The organism is Arthrobacter sp. NPDC057009, assembly GCF_042673905.1.
Lineage (GTDB): Bacteria > Actinomycetota > Actinomycetes > Actinomycetales > Micrococcaceae > Arthrobacter.
In genome coordinates this window covers 12700-28455 of record NZ_JBHUSB010000028.1, presented here as the reverse complement: position 1 = coordinate 28455, position 15756 = coordinate 12700, and the positions used below count along the sequence as shown (strand labels likewise).

General features: G+C 67.8%; 13 protein-coding genes. 6 read left to right on the top strand and 7 right to left on the bottom strand.

Annotation, left to right across the window (positions count from 1 at the left end; all coding sequences use genetic code 11):
• Positions 1-71: 71 nt before the first annotated feature.
• Entirely contained in the window at positions 72-617 is a 546-nt protein-coding gene (dut, locus tag ACFTR6_RS20270; RefSeq protein WP_377959244.1) for a dUTP diphosphatase, read from the bottom strand.
• A 78-nt stretch (positions 618-695) separates the two neighbouring features.
• On the opposite strand from dut, the gene ACFTR6_RS20265 reads away from it, so the two are divergent.
• Complete coding sequence (locus ACFTR6_RS20265) at positions 696-1184, top strand: DUF3093 domain-containing protein (RefSeq protein WP_076803453.1); 489 nt, start codon at positions 696-698, stop codon at positions 1182-1184.
• Between the two features lie 25 nt (positions 1185-1209).
• Here ACFTR6_RS20265 and ACFTR6_RS20260 read toward each other — a convergent pair whose 3' ends face one another.
• On the bottom strand, positions 1210-1509 hold the full coding sequence (locus ACFTR6_RS20260) for a DUF4193 domain-containing protein (RefSeq protein WP_076797963.1): 300 nt from the start codon (positions 1507-1509) through the stop codon (positions 1210-1212).
• Positions 1510-1767: 258 nt separating this feature from the next.
• On the opposite strand from ACFTR6_RS20260, the gene sepH reads away from it, so the two are divergent.
• Positions 1768-3294, top strand: a complete 1527-nt coding sequence (gene sepH, locus ACFTR6_RS20255; protein WP_377959243.1) for a septation protein SepH — start codon at positions 1768-1770, stop codon at positions 3292-3294.
• A gap of 3 nt (positions 3295-3297) precedes the next feature.
• Here sepH and ACFTR6_RS20250 read toward each other — a convergent pair whose 3' ends face one another.
• The 4 genes from ACFTR6_RS20250 to ACFTR6_RS20235 are packed head-to-tail and all read right to left on the bottom strand — an operon-like array spanning position 3298 to position 8791.
• On the bottom strand, positions 3298-4053 hold the full coding sequence (locus ACFTR6_RS20250) for a thymidine kinase (protein WP_377959242.1): 756 nt from the start codon (positions 4051-4053) through the stop codon (positions 3298-3300).
• A complete protein-coding gene (locus ACFTR6_RS20245) occupies positions 4046-5314 on the bottom strand; it encodes an alkaline phosphatase family protein (RefSeq protein ID WP_377959241.1) in 1269 nt (422 codons plus the stop codon). The genes ACFTR6_RS20250 and ACFTR6_RS20245 overlap by 8 nt, the downstream gene beginning before the upstream one ends.
• A gap of 1 nt (position 5315) precedes the next feature.
• Positions 5316-6056: a DUF5998 family protein gene (locus tag ACFTR6_RS20240; RefSeq protein ID WP_076797967.1), complete on the bottom strand. Its 741-nt coding sequence runs from the start codon at positions 6054-6056 to the stop codon at positions 5316-5318.
• Between the two features lie 44 nt (positions 6057-6100).
• Positions 6101-8791, bottom strand: coding sequence for a GNAT family N-acetyltransferase (locus ACFTR6_RS20235; RefSeq protein ID WP_377959240.1), 2691 nt, complete (start codon positions 8789-8791; stop codon positions 6101-6103).
• A 56-nt stretch (positions 8792-8847) separates the two neighbouring features.
• Between ACFTR6_RS20235 and ACFTR6_RS20230 the strand changes: the two genes are divergently transcribed.
• Together ACFTR6_RS20230 and ACFTR6_RS20225 are read left to right on the top strand one after the other, a co-directional pair.
• Positions 8848-11361, top strand: coding sequence for a DNA topoisomerase (ATP-hydrolyzing) subunit A (locus tag ACFTR6_RS20230; RefSeq protein ID WP_377959239.1), 2514 nt, complete (start codon positions 8848-8850; stop codon positions 11359-11361).
• 9 nt (positions 11362-11370) lie between these two features.
• Positions 11371-11889: a DinB family protein gene (locus ACFTR6_RS20225; protein ID WP_377959238.1), complete on the top strand. Its 519-nt coding sequence runs from the start codon at positions 11371-11373 to the stop codon at positions 11887-11889.
• Between the two features lie 27 nt (positions 11890-11916).
• Here ACFTR6_RS20225 and ACFTR6_RS20220 read toward each other — a convergent pair whose 3' ends face one another.
• Entirely contained in the window at positions 11917-12930 is a 1014-nt protein-coding gene (locus ACFTR6_RS20220; RefSeq protein WP_377959237.1) for a GNAT family N-acetyltransferase, read from the bottom strand.
• An 87-nt stretch (positions 12931-13017) separates the two neighbouring features.
• On the opposite strand from ACFTR6_RS20220, the gene ACFTR6_RS20215 reads away from it, so the two are divergent.
• Positions 13018-13248 (top strand): zinc-ribbon domain-containing protein, encoded by a 231-nt coding sequence (locus ACFTR6_RS20215; protein WP_076797972.1) that lies wholly within the window; start codon positions 13018-13020, stop codon positions 13246-13248.
• Between the two features lie 129 nt (positions 13249-13377).
• Positions 13378-15669 carry a catalase/peroxidase HPI gene (gene katG, locus ACFTR6_RS20210; RefSeq protein WP_377959236.1) on the top strand — a complete coding sequence of 764 codons (2292 nt, stop codon included), beginning with the start codon at positions 13378-13380 and terminating at the stop codon, positions 15667-15669.
• The last annotated feature ends 87 nt before the right edge of the window (positions 15670-15756 follow it).

Genomic DNA, 15756 nt, shown 5'->3' with positions numbered 1-15756 from the left:
TAGTCGTGATCGTCCCGCGCGCCCCGAATCGCGGGTGTGCAGCTCAACCGGTGCCCCCGGTAGCGGGTTGGCTACGTGCCCGGAACGGCAAACCCGCCCGTGGAGCCGAACCCGCCGGCACCGCGGACAGAGTCGTTCAGCTCCCCCACTGCGACGAACTGCGCGTGCTCCACGCGCTGGATCACCATCTGTGCAATTCTATCGCCGCGGCGCAGTTCTATCGCCTGGTCCCGGTCGGTGTTGAGCAGCGTCACCGCGATCTCCCCGCGGTATCCGGCATCAACGGTGCCGGGTGCGTTCACGACCGTGAGCCCGTGCTTGGTGGCGAGGCCCGAGCGGGGGTGGATGAGGGCAACAAAGCCGTCCGGCAGGGCGATGGCCACACCGGTGGGGACGAGCCGCCGCTCACCCGGTTCGAGCACCACATCCTCGCGGGCCCGCAGGTCGGCGCCCGCGTCACCCGGGTGGGCGTACGACGGCGCTTCCAGGCCGTCGTCGAGCATTTTCAGCTGCACCTGCACCGTGGGTGCGCCGAACTCCGCCCGGGGCAGCTGCGCCGCGGCATCCGCGGGAGCCTGCTGAGCAAGGGATGTCATGGCCGTTGATTCGTCAGTCACAGTCCTCCACTCTATCGCCCGCGCTCTGGCTCCTCCTATTTGCAGTACGTCCTCCTGCTGGCCACTAAGCTTGTGGGCATGCCCGAATCAAGCGCTGCCGTTCCCGCCCGCAACCCGTCTTCACCGGATGAAACCGTCATTTTCTCCGAAAAGCTGTGGCCGGGCGTATGGATCTGGGTGGTTGCAGTGGGCATCGCATCAGCCGGCATCCTTGTCTTCGCCCCCATCAGCATGGCCGCCGGCTTCACCGCAGCGGCCGTACTGTTCGCCATCGAAGCGGTGCTGCTGGTCCTGTCCACGCCGACCGTGGCTGTGACCACGCGCATGCTGCAGGTGGGCCGGGCCAGCATCGAACGCGGCCTGATCGGCGAGGTGGCGGCGTACCGTGGGAAAGAAGCGACGGCGGAACGCGGAACGCGCCTGAACGGCCTGGCCTATCTCTGCATCCGCGGATGGATCGACCCGGTGGTCAAGATTGAGATCACCGACCCGTCGGACCCAAAGCCTTACTGGCTGACGTCCACCCGCCGCCCGGATGAACTGGTCGCTGCACTCAAGGGCCGGTAGCCGCGGCTGACCCTCACACCCGGACTTAGCCCTCACAGTCGCGGCAGTAGAACATCCCGTTCTTTTCGCGCGCGATCTGGGAGCGGTGGCGGACCAGGAAGCATGAGGCACAAGTGAACTCGTCGGCTTGGGCCGGCAGGACACGGACCAGCAGCTCCTCACCGGACAGGTCGGCTCCGGGCAGCTCGTAGCCTTCGGCGAGGTCTGACTCATCCTCCTCCACCACGGCCGTCGGTTTTTCGGCGCGGCGGGTCTTCAGCTCCTCAATCGAGTCCTCGTTCAGGTCCTCTTCGGACTTCCGCGGCGCATCATAGTCAGTCGCCATGGCCTGCTGCTCACACTCCGTCGAATCGCTCTAATGACTCATCCGTGACAACGCCGGACGAACCTGGTTTGTGCCCGTCACGCGCACATTTTTCCCCAAGCCGCCGGGAAAAGCCATAGCCGGAACGAACGCCTTAGCCGGGTTTCATTTGTCGGCCAAAACTCCCGGAATTTCGCGGCGCGCCCGATGCCCTAACAGGAAAAAGGAGTGCGGGGTGGCAGAGTTTCGAATGATAGTAATGCCAGGGTGGAGGATTGTATGCAGGATCTACGGCTTGTAGGCGTCCACGACGACGGGGAGCATCTCCTGTTAAGCGGCACCGCCGGCGCAATGTTCCGGCTGCCGATCAACGAGGCACTCAGGCTGGCGGCCAGCCGGCCGGCCGCACGTCCGGCCGCGACTGCCCCTGTGGCCATGTCCCCCCGCGATATCCAGGCCAAAATCCGCAGCGGTTCCACCGCTGCCGAGGTTGCCGCGGCCTGTGGCATGCCGCAGGAAAAAGTCGAGCGGTACGAGGGGCCGGTCCTGGCCGAGCGTGCATACATCGCCCAGCAGGCCCAGAAGGTGGAGGTTGCCTCCCCTGCGCCCGGGCACGACGTCTACCGTTCGGCCTTCGGCGACACCCCCGCGACCCTCGGCGACATGGTGGCGCACCGGCTCACCGCCCACGGCATCCAGTCCTCCACGCTGGAGTGGGATTCGTGGCGCCGGCCGGATGGCACCTGGACCGTGGTGGCCAAGTTTGAGGCAGCCCCCGGCGGGCACGCGAGCATCGGCGAGGAACCTCCCGCGATGTGGACCTTCAACCCCACACGGAAATCCCTGCAGAACGCAAACCGCTGGGCACAGCAGCTCAGCGAACTGGAGCCGCTGGACGGACCCGTGCCGGCCCGCCGGCTCTCCGCCGTGTCCGACCGGCCTTTCGATTTCGAAACAGACGCGGACTCCGCGGCCCTCACCGGCACTGGCGACGGCAACAGCAGGGACCAGCGGAAGGACCCGGACGGCCTGCTGGACATGCTGAGGTCGCGCCGCGGCCAGCGTCTTGGCGTGGATGAGGACAGCGACGACGCCCTGGCCCTGCTGCTCGCCAACGGCGTCCCGGCAGCCCATCCACGTGCGGAGGAAACGCCTGCAGACACCGGGGACGAATCGTCTGCTGAAGAGTCCTGGCAGCCCGAAACGTCGGCAGAGCCGGAGTTTTCCGCACAGGCAGAGGGTTCAGAGCACGAGAGCTCGGAACTCGCCGAGTCGGACCATGACAGGTCAGACCCTGACAGCTCAGAACATGACAGTTCCGGGCACCAGCCGGATGCAGGCCAGGATGATGCCTCCGAGGTTCCGGCGGCCGAGTTTACGCTCGCCCGGCGCCGGGACGGCCGGCCTTCGATGGTCTCCCGCCTCAACCTCGTGCCCCGGCATGAGGATGCCGACGACGAGTCGCTGAAGCTTCACGACGGCGTCAGCACCCAAACGCGCGAAATCACCATAGTCCCGGGCAACCCCGGCAAGCCCGGTCCGGCCAGGTCTGAGGAGCCCGCCTCCCCGGCGGCGCACGCATCGGGCCCGGTCCCCGGCCGTCCTGGGCCTGCAAAGCCCGGACTGGACGAGCTCCTGGGCCGCGGCAATTCCCGGGGCCGCCTGGAGGGGACACGGCCGCAACCCGGCCAGGGAGCGTCCCGCGCCGATCAGGACCGGGACGAACCGGAACGCCAGCCGTCCCGTCCGAAGCGCTCCAGTGTTCCGAGCTGGGACGAAATCGTCTTCGGTACCCGCGGCGACTGAGTACTAGCCGCCAGCACTGGTTGTTCCGCCAGCGCTGTTTATTCCACTAGCACCGTGCCACAGGCACGCGTCCACCTCGAACGGGAGCAGCTGCTCCTGCTGGGCGATGATGCTGGCGCCGTGGGCGGTGACCCGGCGCATAAAGTGCCGCCGGCACAGCGTTTCGTAGCCCACCACCGGCGCATGGACCGCGTCGCCACTGGCATCACCGGCCGCAGGATCGACGGCCATGTCCACATCCCCGACCACCACCTGGGCACCCTCGGTGACCATCACGCCGTCGACCGTCCTGGCATTATGGGTGGCCCGCCGGCCGCACCAGCACAGCGCTTCAACCTGCAGGACCTGCACCCGGTCCGCGAGTTCAATCAGGCGCTGGGACCCCGGGAAGAGGCGGGTCCGGAAGTCGGCCGTGATGCCAAAGGCAAAGACGTCCACCTCGATCTCGTCCACCAGGCGGGCCAGCTGCTCAACCTGGGCGGCTGAATAGAACTGCGCCTCGTCGCAGATGAGGTAGTCAACGCGGATCCCCTGGGTGCGGCGGAGCACCACTTCATCCCAAAAGTCCGTGGCATCGGTGACTTCCACCGCGTCCGCCTGCAGTCCCAGACGGCTGGAGATCCGGGAGTCTCCGGCCCGGTCATTGCGGCTGAACCGCACCCCGCCGCGCCCGCGTGCGCGGTGGTTGTAGTCCATCTGCAGCGCCAGGGTGGACTTGCCGGAGTCCATCGTTCCGGAGAAGAAGACGAGTTCAGCCACGGGAACCCCGGCGGCCGGCTGCCCTGCCGGAAGCTGTTTTGCCGGAAGCCTGGAAGGTGAGCAGCGGAACTTCGCGTTCGGCCTTGGTCAGCGAACCATGCTGGCCCACCACTTCCAGGGCCGTCGGACGCACCCGGCGCGTGTCGTAGAGCGCCAGTGCGTCCCGGGCAGCCACCATCACATCCCCCACCCGACCCGTGACCTCGGGGCGCACGGTTCCGAACAATCCGGCAGCAATGGCGTCTGCCCGGGTGAACGCCCAGATCCTGTCGCCGAAGCGGGCCCGCCACGCGGCGAGGATCCGATCGCGTGCAGCCTCGCCGGCGTCGTCCTCCAGGTACAGGTGCACCATTCGCGGTTCCCCGGCGGTGTGCCGGACACCGTCCACGAGGGCAGCGTCGGCGGCGTAGTCGATGCGCTGCGACTCCGGGACGTCCAGCATCCCGTGGTCGGCGGTGACCAGCACCGTAGTTCCGGCCGGGAGGCTTGCATCGAGGCGCTTGACCGTGGCGTCCAGTTCCTCGAGCTGGTGCTCCCACTGCGGCGACTGCGCACCGTACCGGTGGCCGGCCTTGTCCAGGTCGTTGACGTAGAAGTACATGAGGGCGGACCCGGAGTCAGCCATCACCTCGGCTGCCGCCGCAGTACGCGCGTGGGACGTGGTGCCGGAGACGAACGAGCCGCCGCGCAGTGCCGCCTGGGTCATGGGTGAACCGCCGAACTGCGGCAGGCTCACGGTGGTGACCGCCACATGCTCAGCGGCACGCTCAAAGACAGTGGGGAACGGCTGCCACAGCTGCGGATCCACGGCTGCATCCCAGTTGCCCAGCATGTTGACCACCTTGTCCTGGGCCGGATCCAGGACGTCGTAACCCACCAGTCCGTGCTGTCCGGGAGCGAGTCCCGTACCCAGGCTGGCGAGGGAAGCTGCCGTGGTCGAAGGGAAGGCAGCATCCAGCCACACCGGCACTGCCCCCTGGCCCTGCTGCAAAATACCGCGGAGGAAGGGGGTGTGCGCGGTCTTCTGCTTGAGCAGGCCGCGTCCCAGCCCGTCGGCCAGGACGACACAGACGCGCTTGGCCTGCGGCAGCCCGAGCGCATTCCCGAAGCCAGGCACCCCGAGGCTGGCCGCGGCGCTGCCCAGCACCTCGGCCACCGAGCGGCGGCCATAGGCCGGGGCGGCCGGCAGGCCGCTCATGGCAGGGCCGGGTTCTGCCGTTCGCGTTGCGGAGTCTGAGGACTGTTTATCCGAGTCCCGCATCTCAGCGCTTGTGCCCGCGGCTGAGCCGGCTGGCAAAAACGCCCATGCGGGGACGCGGGTGGGTGGCCGACGGCGTATGCCGCACCGGGGTGGGGGATCCGGTGTTCACCGCGCGCAGGGCCCGGGCGAAGAGCTTGGCGTCCTGGACAGCCTGCAGGCCGTCTGCCTCGGCGCTGATACGCAGGACGATGTCCTCCTGGGCGATGGTGCCGCTGTAGCCGTGGTCGGCCTCGCACTGCGGGTCACCGCAGCTCGCCGGGCCCATATCCAGGCGCTGGCCGCCGGACCAGGCGATGGACAGGGTGACCTCGCGCACCGGGTCGGAGGGCTTGTAGTTCTGCGGCTGGGCGTACATGTAGCTCAGGACCACCGAACGGATCTGCGCCACGGGGACAGATTCCGTGGAAATCTGCGCCACGATCTGTTCGCCCGCCTCGTCGAGCTGCTGATCGTCCACGTGGGTGATCACCAGCATGTCGTCGGTGAGGACCAGGACGGTGATGTGCCGGCGGACCTCTGCCCGGTCGAAGTGCGTCTCAAGGTGGACCAGGTGTGCCAGGCAGTCGCGGCCGTCCAGGGCGTCATCCACCACGTCGGCAACCAGCAGCGGGTAAAAGCCCGCCTGCTGCAGGGCGCCTTCGAGGCTCTGGCCCTGGACGCTGTGGTTGTGTGAGCTGTGCTGGAAGACCTGCGGGCTGTGGTCGGGCGCTTGAGGCTTCGAGGTGGGAGGCTGGGAGCTCATTTCCCCATTTTCACAGATCGCTGTGGCACATGCTAACCAAGAGGCTAGCTCCGCATCGCCCGGCGCGCGCTGTCGGTGCGCTGGGACGCGTTGCCGATCCGGACGTCCGCGGCCAGGATGAAGGCCCCCTGCGGCGTGGCCAGGACCGGATTGAACTCGACGAGCGCGATCTCCGGATGCGCGTCCTTGAGCCGTGCCAGCCGCGCGGCGACGTCCTCCAGGGCCGAAACGTCCACAGCGGGCAGGCCCTGGTACCCGAACAGCTTCCGGGACGCGCGCGGGCTGCGGATGAGGTCACGGAGGTCGGCTCCGGACAGCGGCGGGGCGCGGTGCGCCCAGTCGTCCAGGAGGTTGACGGCGTCGCCGGCCAGCCCGAAGGACACCACGGGGCCCAGCAAGGGGTCCTCGATGGCCCGCAACGTGCAGGCCTGCCCCACCTGGGCCATGGTCTGGACCTCCAGCGAGGCCGGGCCGTAGGGTTGCAGCGCCCGGCGCATCTGCTGGATGTTCAGCCGGAGGGAGTCCGCGTCCTGGATATCCAGCCGCACTCCGCCCAGGTCCAGCCGGTGGCGGAGGGTGGGGTCGGTCGTCTTCAGTGCCACCGGCCAGCCCAGCCTGCCGGCCGCCTCCACGGCTTCATCCTCGGTGTTGAAGCCTTCCGAACGCAGGACCCGGATCCCGTAATGCGCCAGCAGCCGGGCTGCGTCTTCGGGGTTGAGCTTCTTCAGCTGCTCGCCGCGGACATCAGCCAGCAGGTTGTCCAGATCGGCGTGCGCGGCGTCCGGATCGCACCCCTCGGGATCAACGAAGAGGCCCTGGTCACGTCCGGCCCATTCGGCGTACCGCACCACGGCAGACAGTGCCGCCACCGCCGCCCCGGGGTTCGAATAGCATGGCACCGGCGGCGCGTCCGGGCCCTCCCCCACCATGCCTTCCACATACACCGACGGATCGAGGATGCCGGTGAAGGCCGCCACCACGGGCTTTCCGGCCTCGGCGGACGATTCTGCGAGCGCACCGGCAATCTTCTCCACCGTCAGCCCGCGGGCCGGAAGGAAGGCGACCACGGCGGCGTGGACTGCATCCCGGGCCAGAACCTCCCGGAGCCGGTCCCGCAGGGCGGGCAGGGCACGGGACATGCCGGCGTCCAGGTCCAGGTCCACCGCCAGCGCCTCGACGCCGAGGCCGTGCGACACGGCGCTGTCCGCCACCACCTTCCCCAGTGCACCGGAGTTGCTGACAACCGCCACCCCCGCACCCTTGGGAAGCGGCTGGGCAGACACAATCTGCGCCACGTCCATGAGCTGTTCGATGGTCTCCACCCGGATCACACCGGCCTGGCGCATCATCGAATCCACGGCATCAGCCGGAGCCTGGGTGGTGCGCACGGCATGCCCCGGGGGCAACTGCAGACCCATGGAGGCGGACTTGGCCACGATCACCGGCTTGGTCCGGGCGAGCCTCCGGGCCAGGCGGGAGAACTTCCTCGGGTTGCCGATCGACTCCAGATACAGCCCCACGGCAGTGGTGTCGGCGTCGTCCTCCCAGAACTGCATCATGTCGTTGCCGGACACGTCGGCACGGTTACCCGCGGACAGGAAGGTGGAGATCCCGGCGCGGCGCCGGCTGGAGGCCGCGTACAGCGATACCCCGATTGCCGCGGACTGGCTGAACAGCCCCAGTCCGCCGCCGCGGGCCAGGCTGGGCGCCATGGAGGCGTTCAGCGACACCGCGGGGTTGGTGTTCACGATGCCGAGCGAGGCCGGGCCGATGACCCGCATCCCGTTGGCCCGCGCCTGCCGCACCAGCGCCCGCTGCCGGGCGAGGCCGCGTTCCCCGTCCTCGGTGAATCCCGCGGAGGCCACCAGGACCCCCTTCACACCGGCGGCCGCGCACTCGTCCACAACCTTGGGAACTTCCTCATAGGGAACTGCGACTATGGCCAGCTGGACGGGCCCTGGAACCTCGGAAAGCTTGCCGAAGGACAGCATCCCGGCCAGCTCAAAGGCCTCCGGGTTGATGGCGTAGACCGGGCCGGTGAAGCCGCCTTCGATGATGTGTTCCAGGAGCTGGTACCCCACAGTCCCCCACCGCCGGCTTGCGCCGATCACCGCCACCGACGACGGCGCCAACAGGTCCTGGACGCTCCTCGCCTCCGCGCGGTGTTCCCGGGCTTCCATCACCGCACGCGATTTGTCCGTGGGGTCGATGTTGAACTCCAGGCTCACCACGCCGTCGTCGAAATGGCGTTTGACGTCGTAGCCGGCGTCGGAGAAGACCATGAGCATCTTGCGGTTCTCGGGCAGCACCTCGGCGCTGAACCGGCGGATCCCGTTTTCGCGGGCGGCGGCCGCCAGGTGCTCCAGCAGGATCGAGCCGATCCCGCGGCCCTGGTGCGCGTCGGCGATGTTGAAGGCCACTTCAGCCTCGGCGGGGTCGTCCAGCCGGTCATACCGGCCGATGCCGATGATGTCCCCGCCGATGGTGATGACGAAGGCCACCCGGTCCCGGTAATCCACTTCGGTGAAGCGCTTGAGCTCGCGGCTGGAGAGCCGCTCCTTGAAGGCGAAGAACCGCATGTAGATGGAGTTCTGCGACTGCCGCGTGTGGAAGGTCTGCACGGCGTCCGCGTCGGTGGGGTGGATGGGCCGCAAATGCGCTGTTCCGCCGTCCCGCAGGACGACATCGGCCTCCCAATATTCCGGATATTCGCCGTCCCCGGGCTGATCCACCATAGGCTTAGCCTAGCTAAACCTCCCGAAGTGCACCCCAAAAAGGATCCACCAGCCCCATGGCACGCCGCCAAACCCGCACCCCCGCAGGGGAAACAGTCCAGGACTACACCGAAAACATCGTTGATATCGACGTGACTTCCGAGATGGAAGGCTCCTTCCTGGAGTACGCGTACTCGGTCATCTATTCCCGGGCCCTGCCCGACGCCCGGGACGGCCTGAAGCCTGTCCAGCGGCGCATCCTGTACATGATGAGCGACATGGGCCTCCGCCCGGACCGCGGCCACGTCAAGAGCGCGCGCGTGGTGGGCGAGGTCATGGGAAAGCTCCACCCGCACGGTGACACCGCCATCTACGACGCCATGGTGCGCATGGCGCAGGACTTCTCGCTCCGGCTTCCCCTGATCGACGGCCACGGAAACTTCGGCTCGCTCGACGACGGCCCGGCAGCACCGCGGTACACCGAGGCCCGGCTGGCGGCGGCGGCGCTCACCATGACGGACCACCTCGATGAGGACGTGGTGGACTTCGTCCCCAACTACGACAACCAGCTCACCCAGCCGGAGGTCCTGCCTGCGGCGTTCCCCAACCTGCTGGTCAACGGCACCACGGGCATCGCGGTGGGCATGGCCACGAACATGGCCCCGCACAACCTCGTGGAAGTCATTGCCGCCGCCCGGCACCTGATCGCCAACCCGGACGCGACGCTGGACGACATCATGCAGTTCGTCCCCGGCCCCGACCTGCCCACCGGCGGGCGCATCGTGGGCCTGGACGGCATCCGGGATGCCTACGCCACCGGCCGCGGCTCCTTCAAGACCCGCGCCAAGGTGGAGGTGGAGCAGCTCTCGGCCCGGCGGACCGGCCTGGTGGTCACCGAACTGCCGTACATGGTGGGTCCGGAAAAGGTGATCGAGAAGATCAAGGACGCCGTCAACGGCAAGAAGCTGGCCGGCATCAGCGACGTCGTGGACCTGACCGACCGCAAGCACGGCCTGCGGCTGGTCATCGAGCTGAAGAACGGCTTCAACCCCAACGCCGTTCTCCAGCAGCTCTACCGCTACTCGCCGATGGAGGATTCCTTCGGCATCAACAACGTCACCCTCGTGAACGGGCAACCGCAGACCCTGGGCCTGCTGCAGCTGCTCACCGTCTACGTGGACCACCGCATCTCGGTGGTCCGGCGCCGGACGGTGTTCCGCCTGGGCAAGAAGAAGGACCGCCTCCATCTGGTGGAGGGCCTGCTCATCGCCATCGTGGACATCGACGAGGTCATCCAGATCATCCGGTCCTCGGACGAGGCCTCCGCGGCGCGTGAACGGCTGATGTCCATCTACGACCTCACCGAGATCCAGGCGAACTACATCCTCGAGCTCCGGCTCCGCCAGCTGACCAAGTACAGCAGGATCGAGCTGGAGAAGGAACAGGACGAGCTCCGCAAGGAGATCGCCGAGCTGGAGGCCATCCTCGAATCCGATCAGCTGCTGCGGGAGCTGGTCTCGGACGAGCTCGGGGAGATCGCGGAGAAGTACGGCACGCCGCGGCGCACGGTGCTCCTGGAGCCCGAGGCCGTGTCCCCCACCGTGGCCAGCGCTGGCGGCGACCAGGGCAAGGCGGTCAAGGGCAAGCCTGCCCCCCTCGCCCTCGAGATCGCCGACGACCCGTGCTGGGCGATCCTCACCGCCTCCGGGCAGATCGCCCGGACCGCGAACCGGGACAGCCTGGCCGAGACCGGTCCTCGTTCAAAGCACGATGTGTTCCGCTCGGTGGTCAAGACGTCGGCCCGCGGCGAGATCGCCGCGGTCACCTCACAGGGACGCATGCTGCGGATCCAGGTGATGGACATGCCCGTCCTGCCGCCGGTCTCCGGCCTGCCCAACCTCGCCGGCGGCGTTCCCGCCAAGGACTTCATCACCCTCCTCAAGGGTGAATCGCTCGTGGCCTTTGCGCCGCTCGATGAGGTGCTGGCCCTTGGCACGGCGCAGGGAGTCGTGAAGCGGGTGCAGCCTGACTACCCGCTGAACCGCGAGGACTGGGAAGTGATCACGCTGAAGGATAAGGACAACGTGGTTGGCGTGGCACCTGCGGGCGCTGACGATACCGACCTCGTCTTCCTGACCCGGCAGGCACAGCTGCTGCGGTTCACCGCCGCCAATGTCCGCCCGCAGGGCAGGACGGCCGGTGGCATGGCCGGCATCAAGCTCGCCGCCGGCGACCAGGTGGTGTTCTTCGGTGCCGTCGCCCCCGGCGACGAGGCCGCCGTCGTCGTTACCATTTCCGGCACGGAAGGTGCCCTGCCGGGCACCGCCCCCGGGGCCGCCAAGGTGACGGCCTTCGCCGAATACCCGGCCAAGGGCCGCGCCACCGCCGGGGTCCGGGCGCACCGGTTCCTGAAGGGCGAGGACACGCTGCTGCTGGCGTGGGCCGGCCACGGGCCGGCGAAGGCGTCATCGTCGGCCGGGGTGGCCCGCTCGCTGCCCCAGGAGCACGGCCGGCGCGACGGTTCGGGCATTCCGCTCTCGCAGGCGGTGGACGTGATCGGGCCGAGCATGGCCTGGCCGGAATCCGCTTAGACTGCTGCCATGCCTATAGTCCCGGATGAAAAGGACTGGACCTGGGTCCTGTCCCGCCCCTGCACGCAGTGCGGCTTCGACGCGTCCACCGTCACGCCGTCGACAGTTCCAGGCAGCGTCGAAAGCATGCTGCCGCGCTGGCGGGCAGTACTCCGGCGCCCGGACGCCGGAGAGCGCCCGGACGGCAACACCTGGTCCGCGCTGGAGTACGCCTGCCATGTCCGGGACGTGTTCAGCCTCTTCGACCGCCGCCTGAACCTGATGCTCACTGTGGACGATGCCCGCTTTGAGAACTGGGACCAGGACCAGACAGCGCTGGACAGCGATTACGCGCACGCGGACCCGGCTGTGGTGAGCGCCGAGCTCACCGCGGAGGGCGAGCAGGTGGCGGCCTCCTTCGCCCGCGTCGAGGAGTCCCAGTGGGGCAGGACAGGGCTGCGCAGCAATGGTTCCGAGTTCACCGTCCTGACGCTCGCGCAGTATTTCCTGCACGACGTCGTCCATCACCTTGCGGATGTGGACGGCTGACCGCCGGTTCTGGCTAGAGCTGCGGCGCTAGAGGACCTTGTCCCAGGCAAGGCTCGTGTTGACGGGGGCGTAGCCCATCTTGCGGTACAGCGCCATAGCGCCGGTCGGGTTGTCGGAGTCGACGTCCAGCGACGCCAGGTCCATGCCCGCTGCCGCGAAGCGCCGCATGGCGTCTGCGAGCAGGGCCTGGGCGATGCCGCGCCCGCGGAACTCCCGTCGGACGCCGAGCAGGTCCGTGTACCCTTCGGTGAAGCCGCGCGTCACGGCAGTCTCCGGGTCGTGGCTGGCCAGCTGGTACCCGACCACCTCGCCCGTGCTGCTCTCCCGCACCACGGCGCTGAGGTCGGGCCGGGCCAATGGATCGTTGACCACGAAACCCCATGATTCCTCGTCCCGTGGCTCGCTGCCCCAGTGGTCGGCAAACACCTGGTTGTGCGCCAGACGCAATGATTCACTCAGCCCGGGTTCCATGGGCACGAACTCCAGGCCGTCGGCCAGGGGTGCTTCGGGCAGCGGAGACGACAGCGGACGGTGCATCTCGTTGTAGTAGCGGACCACCTCATACCCGGATTCCTCGAGGAGCGCGCACTGGTGCTGCTGCTTCTGCTCGATAAAAATCCGCAGCCGCGGTTGCACAGGTGTGTCGCTGCCCTGGACGCTGCCATCCTCCGCGAAGCGCTGCCTGGTCCGGGCCTCCAGCCACCGCAGCAGGGCTGATCCGACGCCGCGGCGCTGCCACTGCGGGTCCACGGCACAGAATCCGTTCGCTTTGTCCCCGTCCTGGTTCTTGGTGAGGCGGGCGTAGGCCCGGGAAACACCTTCAGAGTCGAAGCCCAGAACGGCGTTTTGCCCGATCGGGTTCTTCTTTGATTCCACAATCTGCTCAAGGTCCGCCCGCCGCTCGAACCAGACGGGCTGCTCGACCGCTGCGGTCCGGGCAATCAAGGCTGCCCAGGAGTCGAGGTCCCCTTCCGATACGGGCCGCCAGTGCAGATCGGGGAAGCCGACTGCCGGGGCGGCCGGGGCATGGTTGTGCGTCATGGGAACAGGCTAGCCGTCCGCGACAGTGGCAGGAAGCCGTAGGCTGGGGCAAAGACCGGGCACGTTTCCTACCGCGAAAGGCATTTGATGCTTATTCTCTTCGGTTTCAAGACGGTTCAGAAGCTGCTGCCGGGCCGCGCGGCCTCGTGCCGGTACTGTGGCGTGTTCGCCCATCAGCACCTGGAGGAGCGCGCCACTAAATTCACGCTGTTCTTCATTCCCGTCTTCACCACCTCCCGTTCCTACCGGATCACGTGCTCGAACTGCGGGGCCACGTCCATGGTCAATAGCCGCGAGAAGAGGGCGCTGGTGGGCTAGATCGGGGTGCGGGAACGAACCCGTCCACGCCGAGGGGCTCTTCCCTGGCTGTCCGTTCATGGTCAGAATGGGTGGGTTAGACCGGCTGTCCGGGTCCGACCGCGGCCTCGGCCATAGGGAAGGAAGCAGATGAGCGATCACCAGGAACATCCCCCGATCCCCACCCCGGGGAGCGCCCAGGGCCTTGACCGGAAGGTTGCCGACGGGTGCCCCGTCGCCCACGACAGCGTTACTTCACACGGCAGCGAGAGCGAGAATCCGGCCATCGACTCGCCCCAGCCCAAGGCGCACCGGCCGCGGAGCGTCATGGACTGGTGGCCGAACCAGCTCGACCTGTCCGTGCTCCACGCCAACCACCCGGCGGGCAACCCGCTCGGTCCCGGCTTCAGCTACCGCGAGGAGTTCCAGAAGCTCGACGTCGAGGCGCTCAAGCAGGACATCATCCAGGTCCTGACGACGTCCCAGGACTGGTGGCCCGCGGACTTCGGGCACTATGGCGGCCTGATGATCCGGCTGAGCTGGCACGCTGCAGGCACCTACCGGGTCCACGACGGCCGCGGCGGTGCGGGCGACGGCAGCCAGCGGTTCGCGCCGCTCAACAGCTGGCCGGACAACGCAAACCTCGACAAGGCCCGGCGGCTGCTGTGGCCGGTCAAGCAGAAGTACGGCCAAAAGCTTTCCTGGGCCGACCTCCTGGTGCTCGCCGGCAACGTCGCCCTCGAATCGATGGGCTTCAAGACGTTCGGCTTCGCCTTCGGCCGTGAGGACGTGTGGGAGCCCGACGAGATCTTCTGGGGTCCGGAAGACACCTGGCTCGGTGATGAGCGCTACATCGGCGAGGGCAAGATGGCCGAAGATGTCGGTTCCACCGAGATGGGCCTGATCTACGTCAACCCGGAGGGACCCATGGGAAACCCGGATCCCAAGCTCGCGGCAGCGTTCATCCGCGAAACCTTCAAACGCATGGCCATGAATGACGAGGAAACCGTTGCCCTGATCGCCGGCGGCCACACGTTCGGCAAGACCCATGGCGCCAGTGACGCCGACGCCCACGTCGGTCCGGAGCCGGAAGCCGCCGACCTCGAGGCTCAGGGCCTGGGCTGGCTGAGCAGCTATGGCAGCGGCAAGGGGAAGGACACGATCACCTCGGGCCTCGAGGTCACCTGGACGGACCGGCCCACGGAGTGGAGCAACCGCTTCTTCGAGATCCTGTTCGAGCACGAGTGGGAGCTCGTCAAGAGCCCGGCCGGCGCGCAGCAGTGGGTCGCCAAGGACGCCCCCAAGACCATCCCGGACGCCTACGACCCGGAAAAGAAGCACCGGCCGACGATGCTCACCACGGATCTGTCGCTGCGCTTCGACCCCGCCTATGAGCAGATCTCGCGGCGGTTCCTGGAGAACCCGGACGAGTTCGCACTCGCCTTCGCCAAGGCCTGGTACAAGCTGCTGCACCGCGACATGGGCCCCGTCGGCCCCCACCTCCTCGGCCCGTGGGTTCCCGAGCCGCAGCTCTGGCAGGACCCCGTCCCCGCGGCCGACCACGAACTGATCGGCGAGCAGGACATCGCGTCGCTGAAGGAAAAGCTCCTGGATTCAGGTCTGTCCGTCTCGCAGCTGGCCAGCACGGCCTGGGCCGCGGCATCCACGTTCCGCAAGACTGACAAGCGCGGCGGCGCCAACGGGGCACGCATCCGGCTGGAACCGCAGCGCGGCTGGGAGGTCAATGAGCCCGGGAAGCTCGCCGCTGCACTGGAGACCCTCGGGTCAGTGCAGGAGCAGTTCAACTCCGCCCAGTCCGGGGGCAGGAAGGTCTCGCTGGCGGACCTGATCGTCCTTGGCGGCTGCGCGGCCGTGGAGAAGGCCGCGCGGGACGCCGGTTTCGCCGTCACCGTGCCGTTCCGGCCCGGCCGGACCGATGCTTCCCAGGACCAGACCGACGTCGAGTCGGTCCAGTACCTGCAGCCGCGGGCAGACGGGTTCCGTAACTACGTGCGCCCGGGCGAGAAACTCCAGCCGGAAACCCTCCTGCTGGACAAGGCGTACCTGCTGGACCTCTCCGCGCCGGAGATGACGGCGCTCATCGGTGGCCTGCGCGCGCTCGGCGCCAACGTCGGCGGCTCCGCCCACGGTGTCCTCACCGACAAGCCGCAGGTCCTGACGAACGACTTCTTCGTCAACCTGCTCTCCCCGGGCGTCCGGTGGAAGGTGTCGGAGGAGGAGAACGTCTACGAGATCACCGACGTTGCCACCGGAGATCTGAAGTGGACAGCCACACCGGTCGACCTGGTGTTCGGCTCCAACTCGCAGCTCCGGGCGCTGGCCGAGGTCTACGCGAGCGACGACGCCAAAGAGAAGTTCGTCAACGACTTCGTGGCGGCCTGGGTGAAGGTGATGGAGCTCGACCGCTTCGACCTGCGCTAACCCAGACCAACGACCCGGACCGGCTGCATTGGGCAGCCGGCCCGGATCTTTCACCGGTTCCTACACTGGCTGGTTCTTACACCTGGC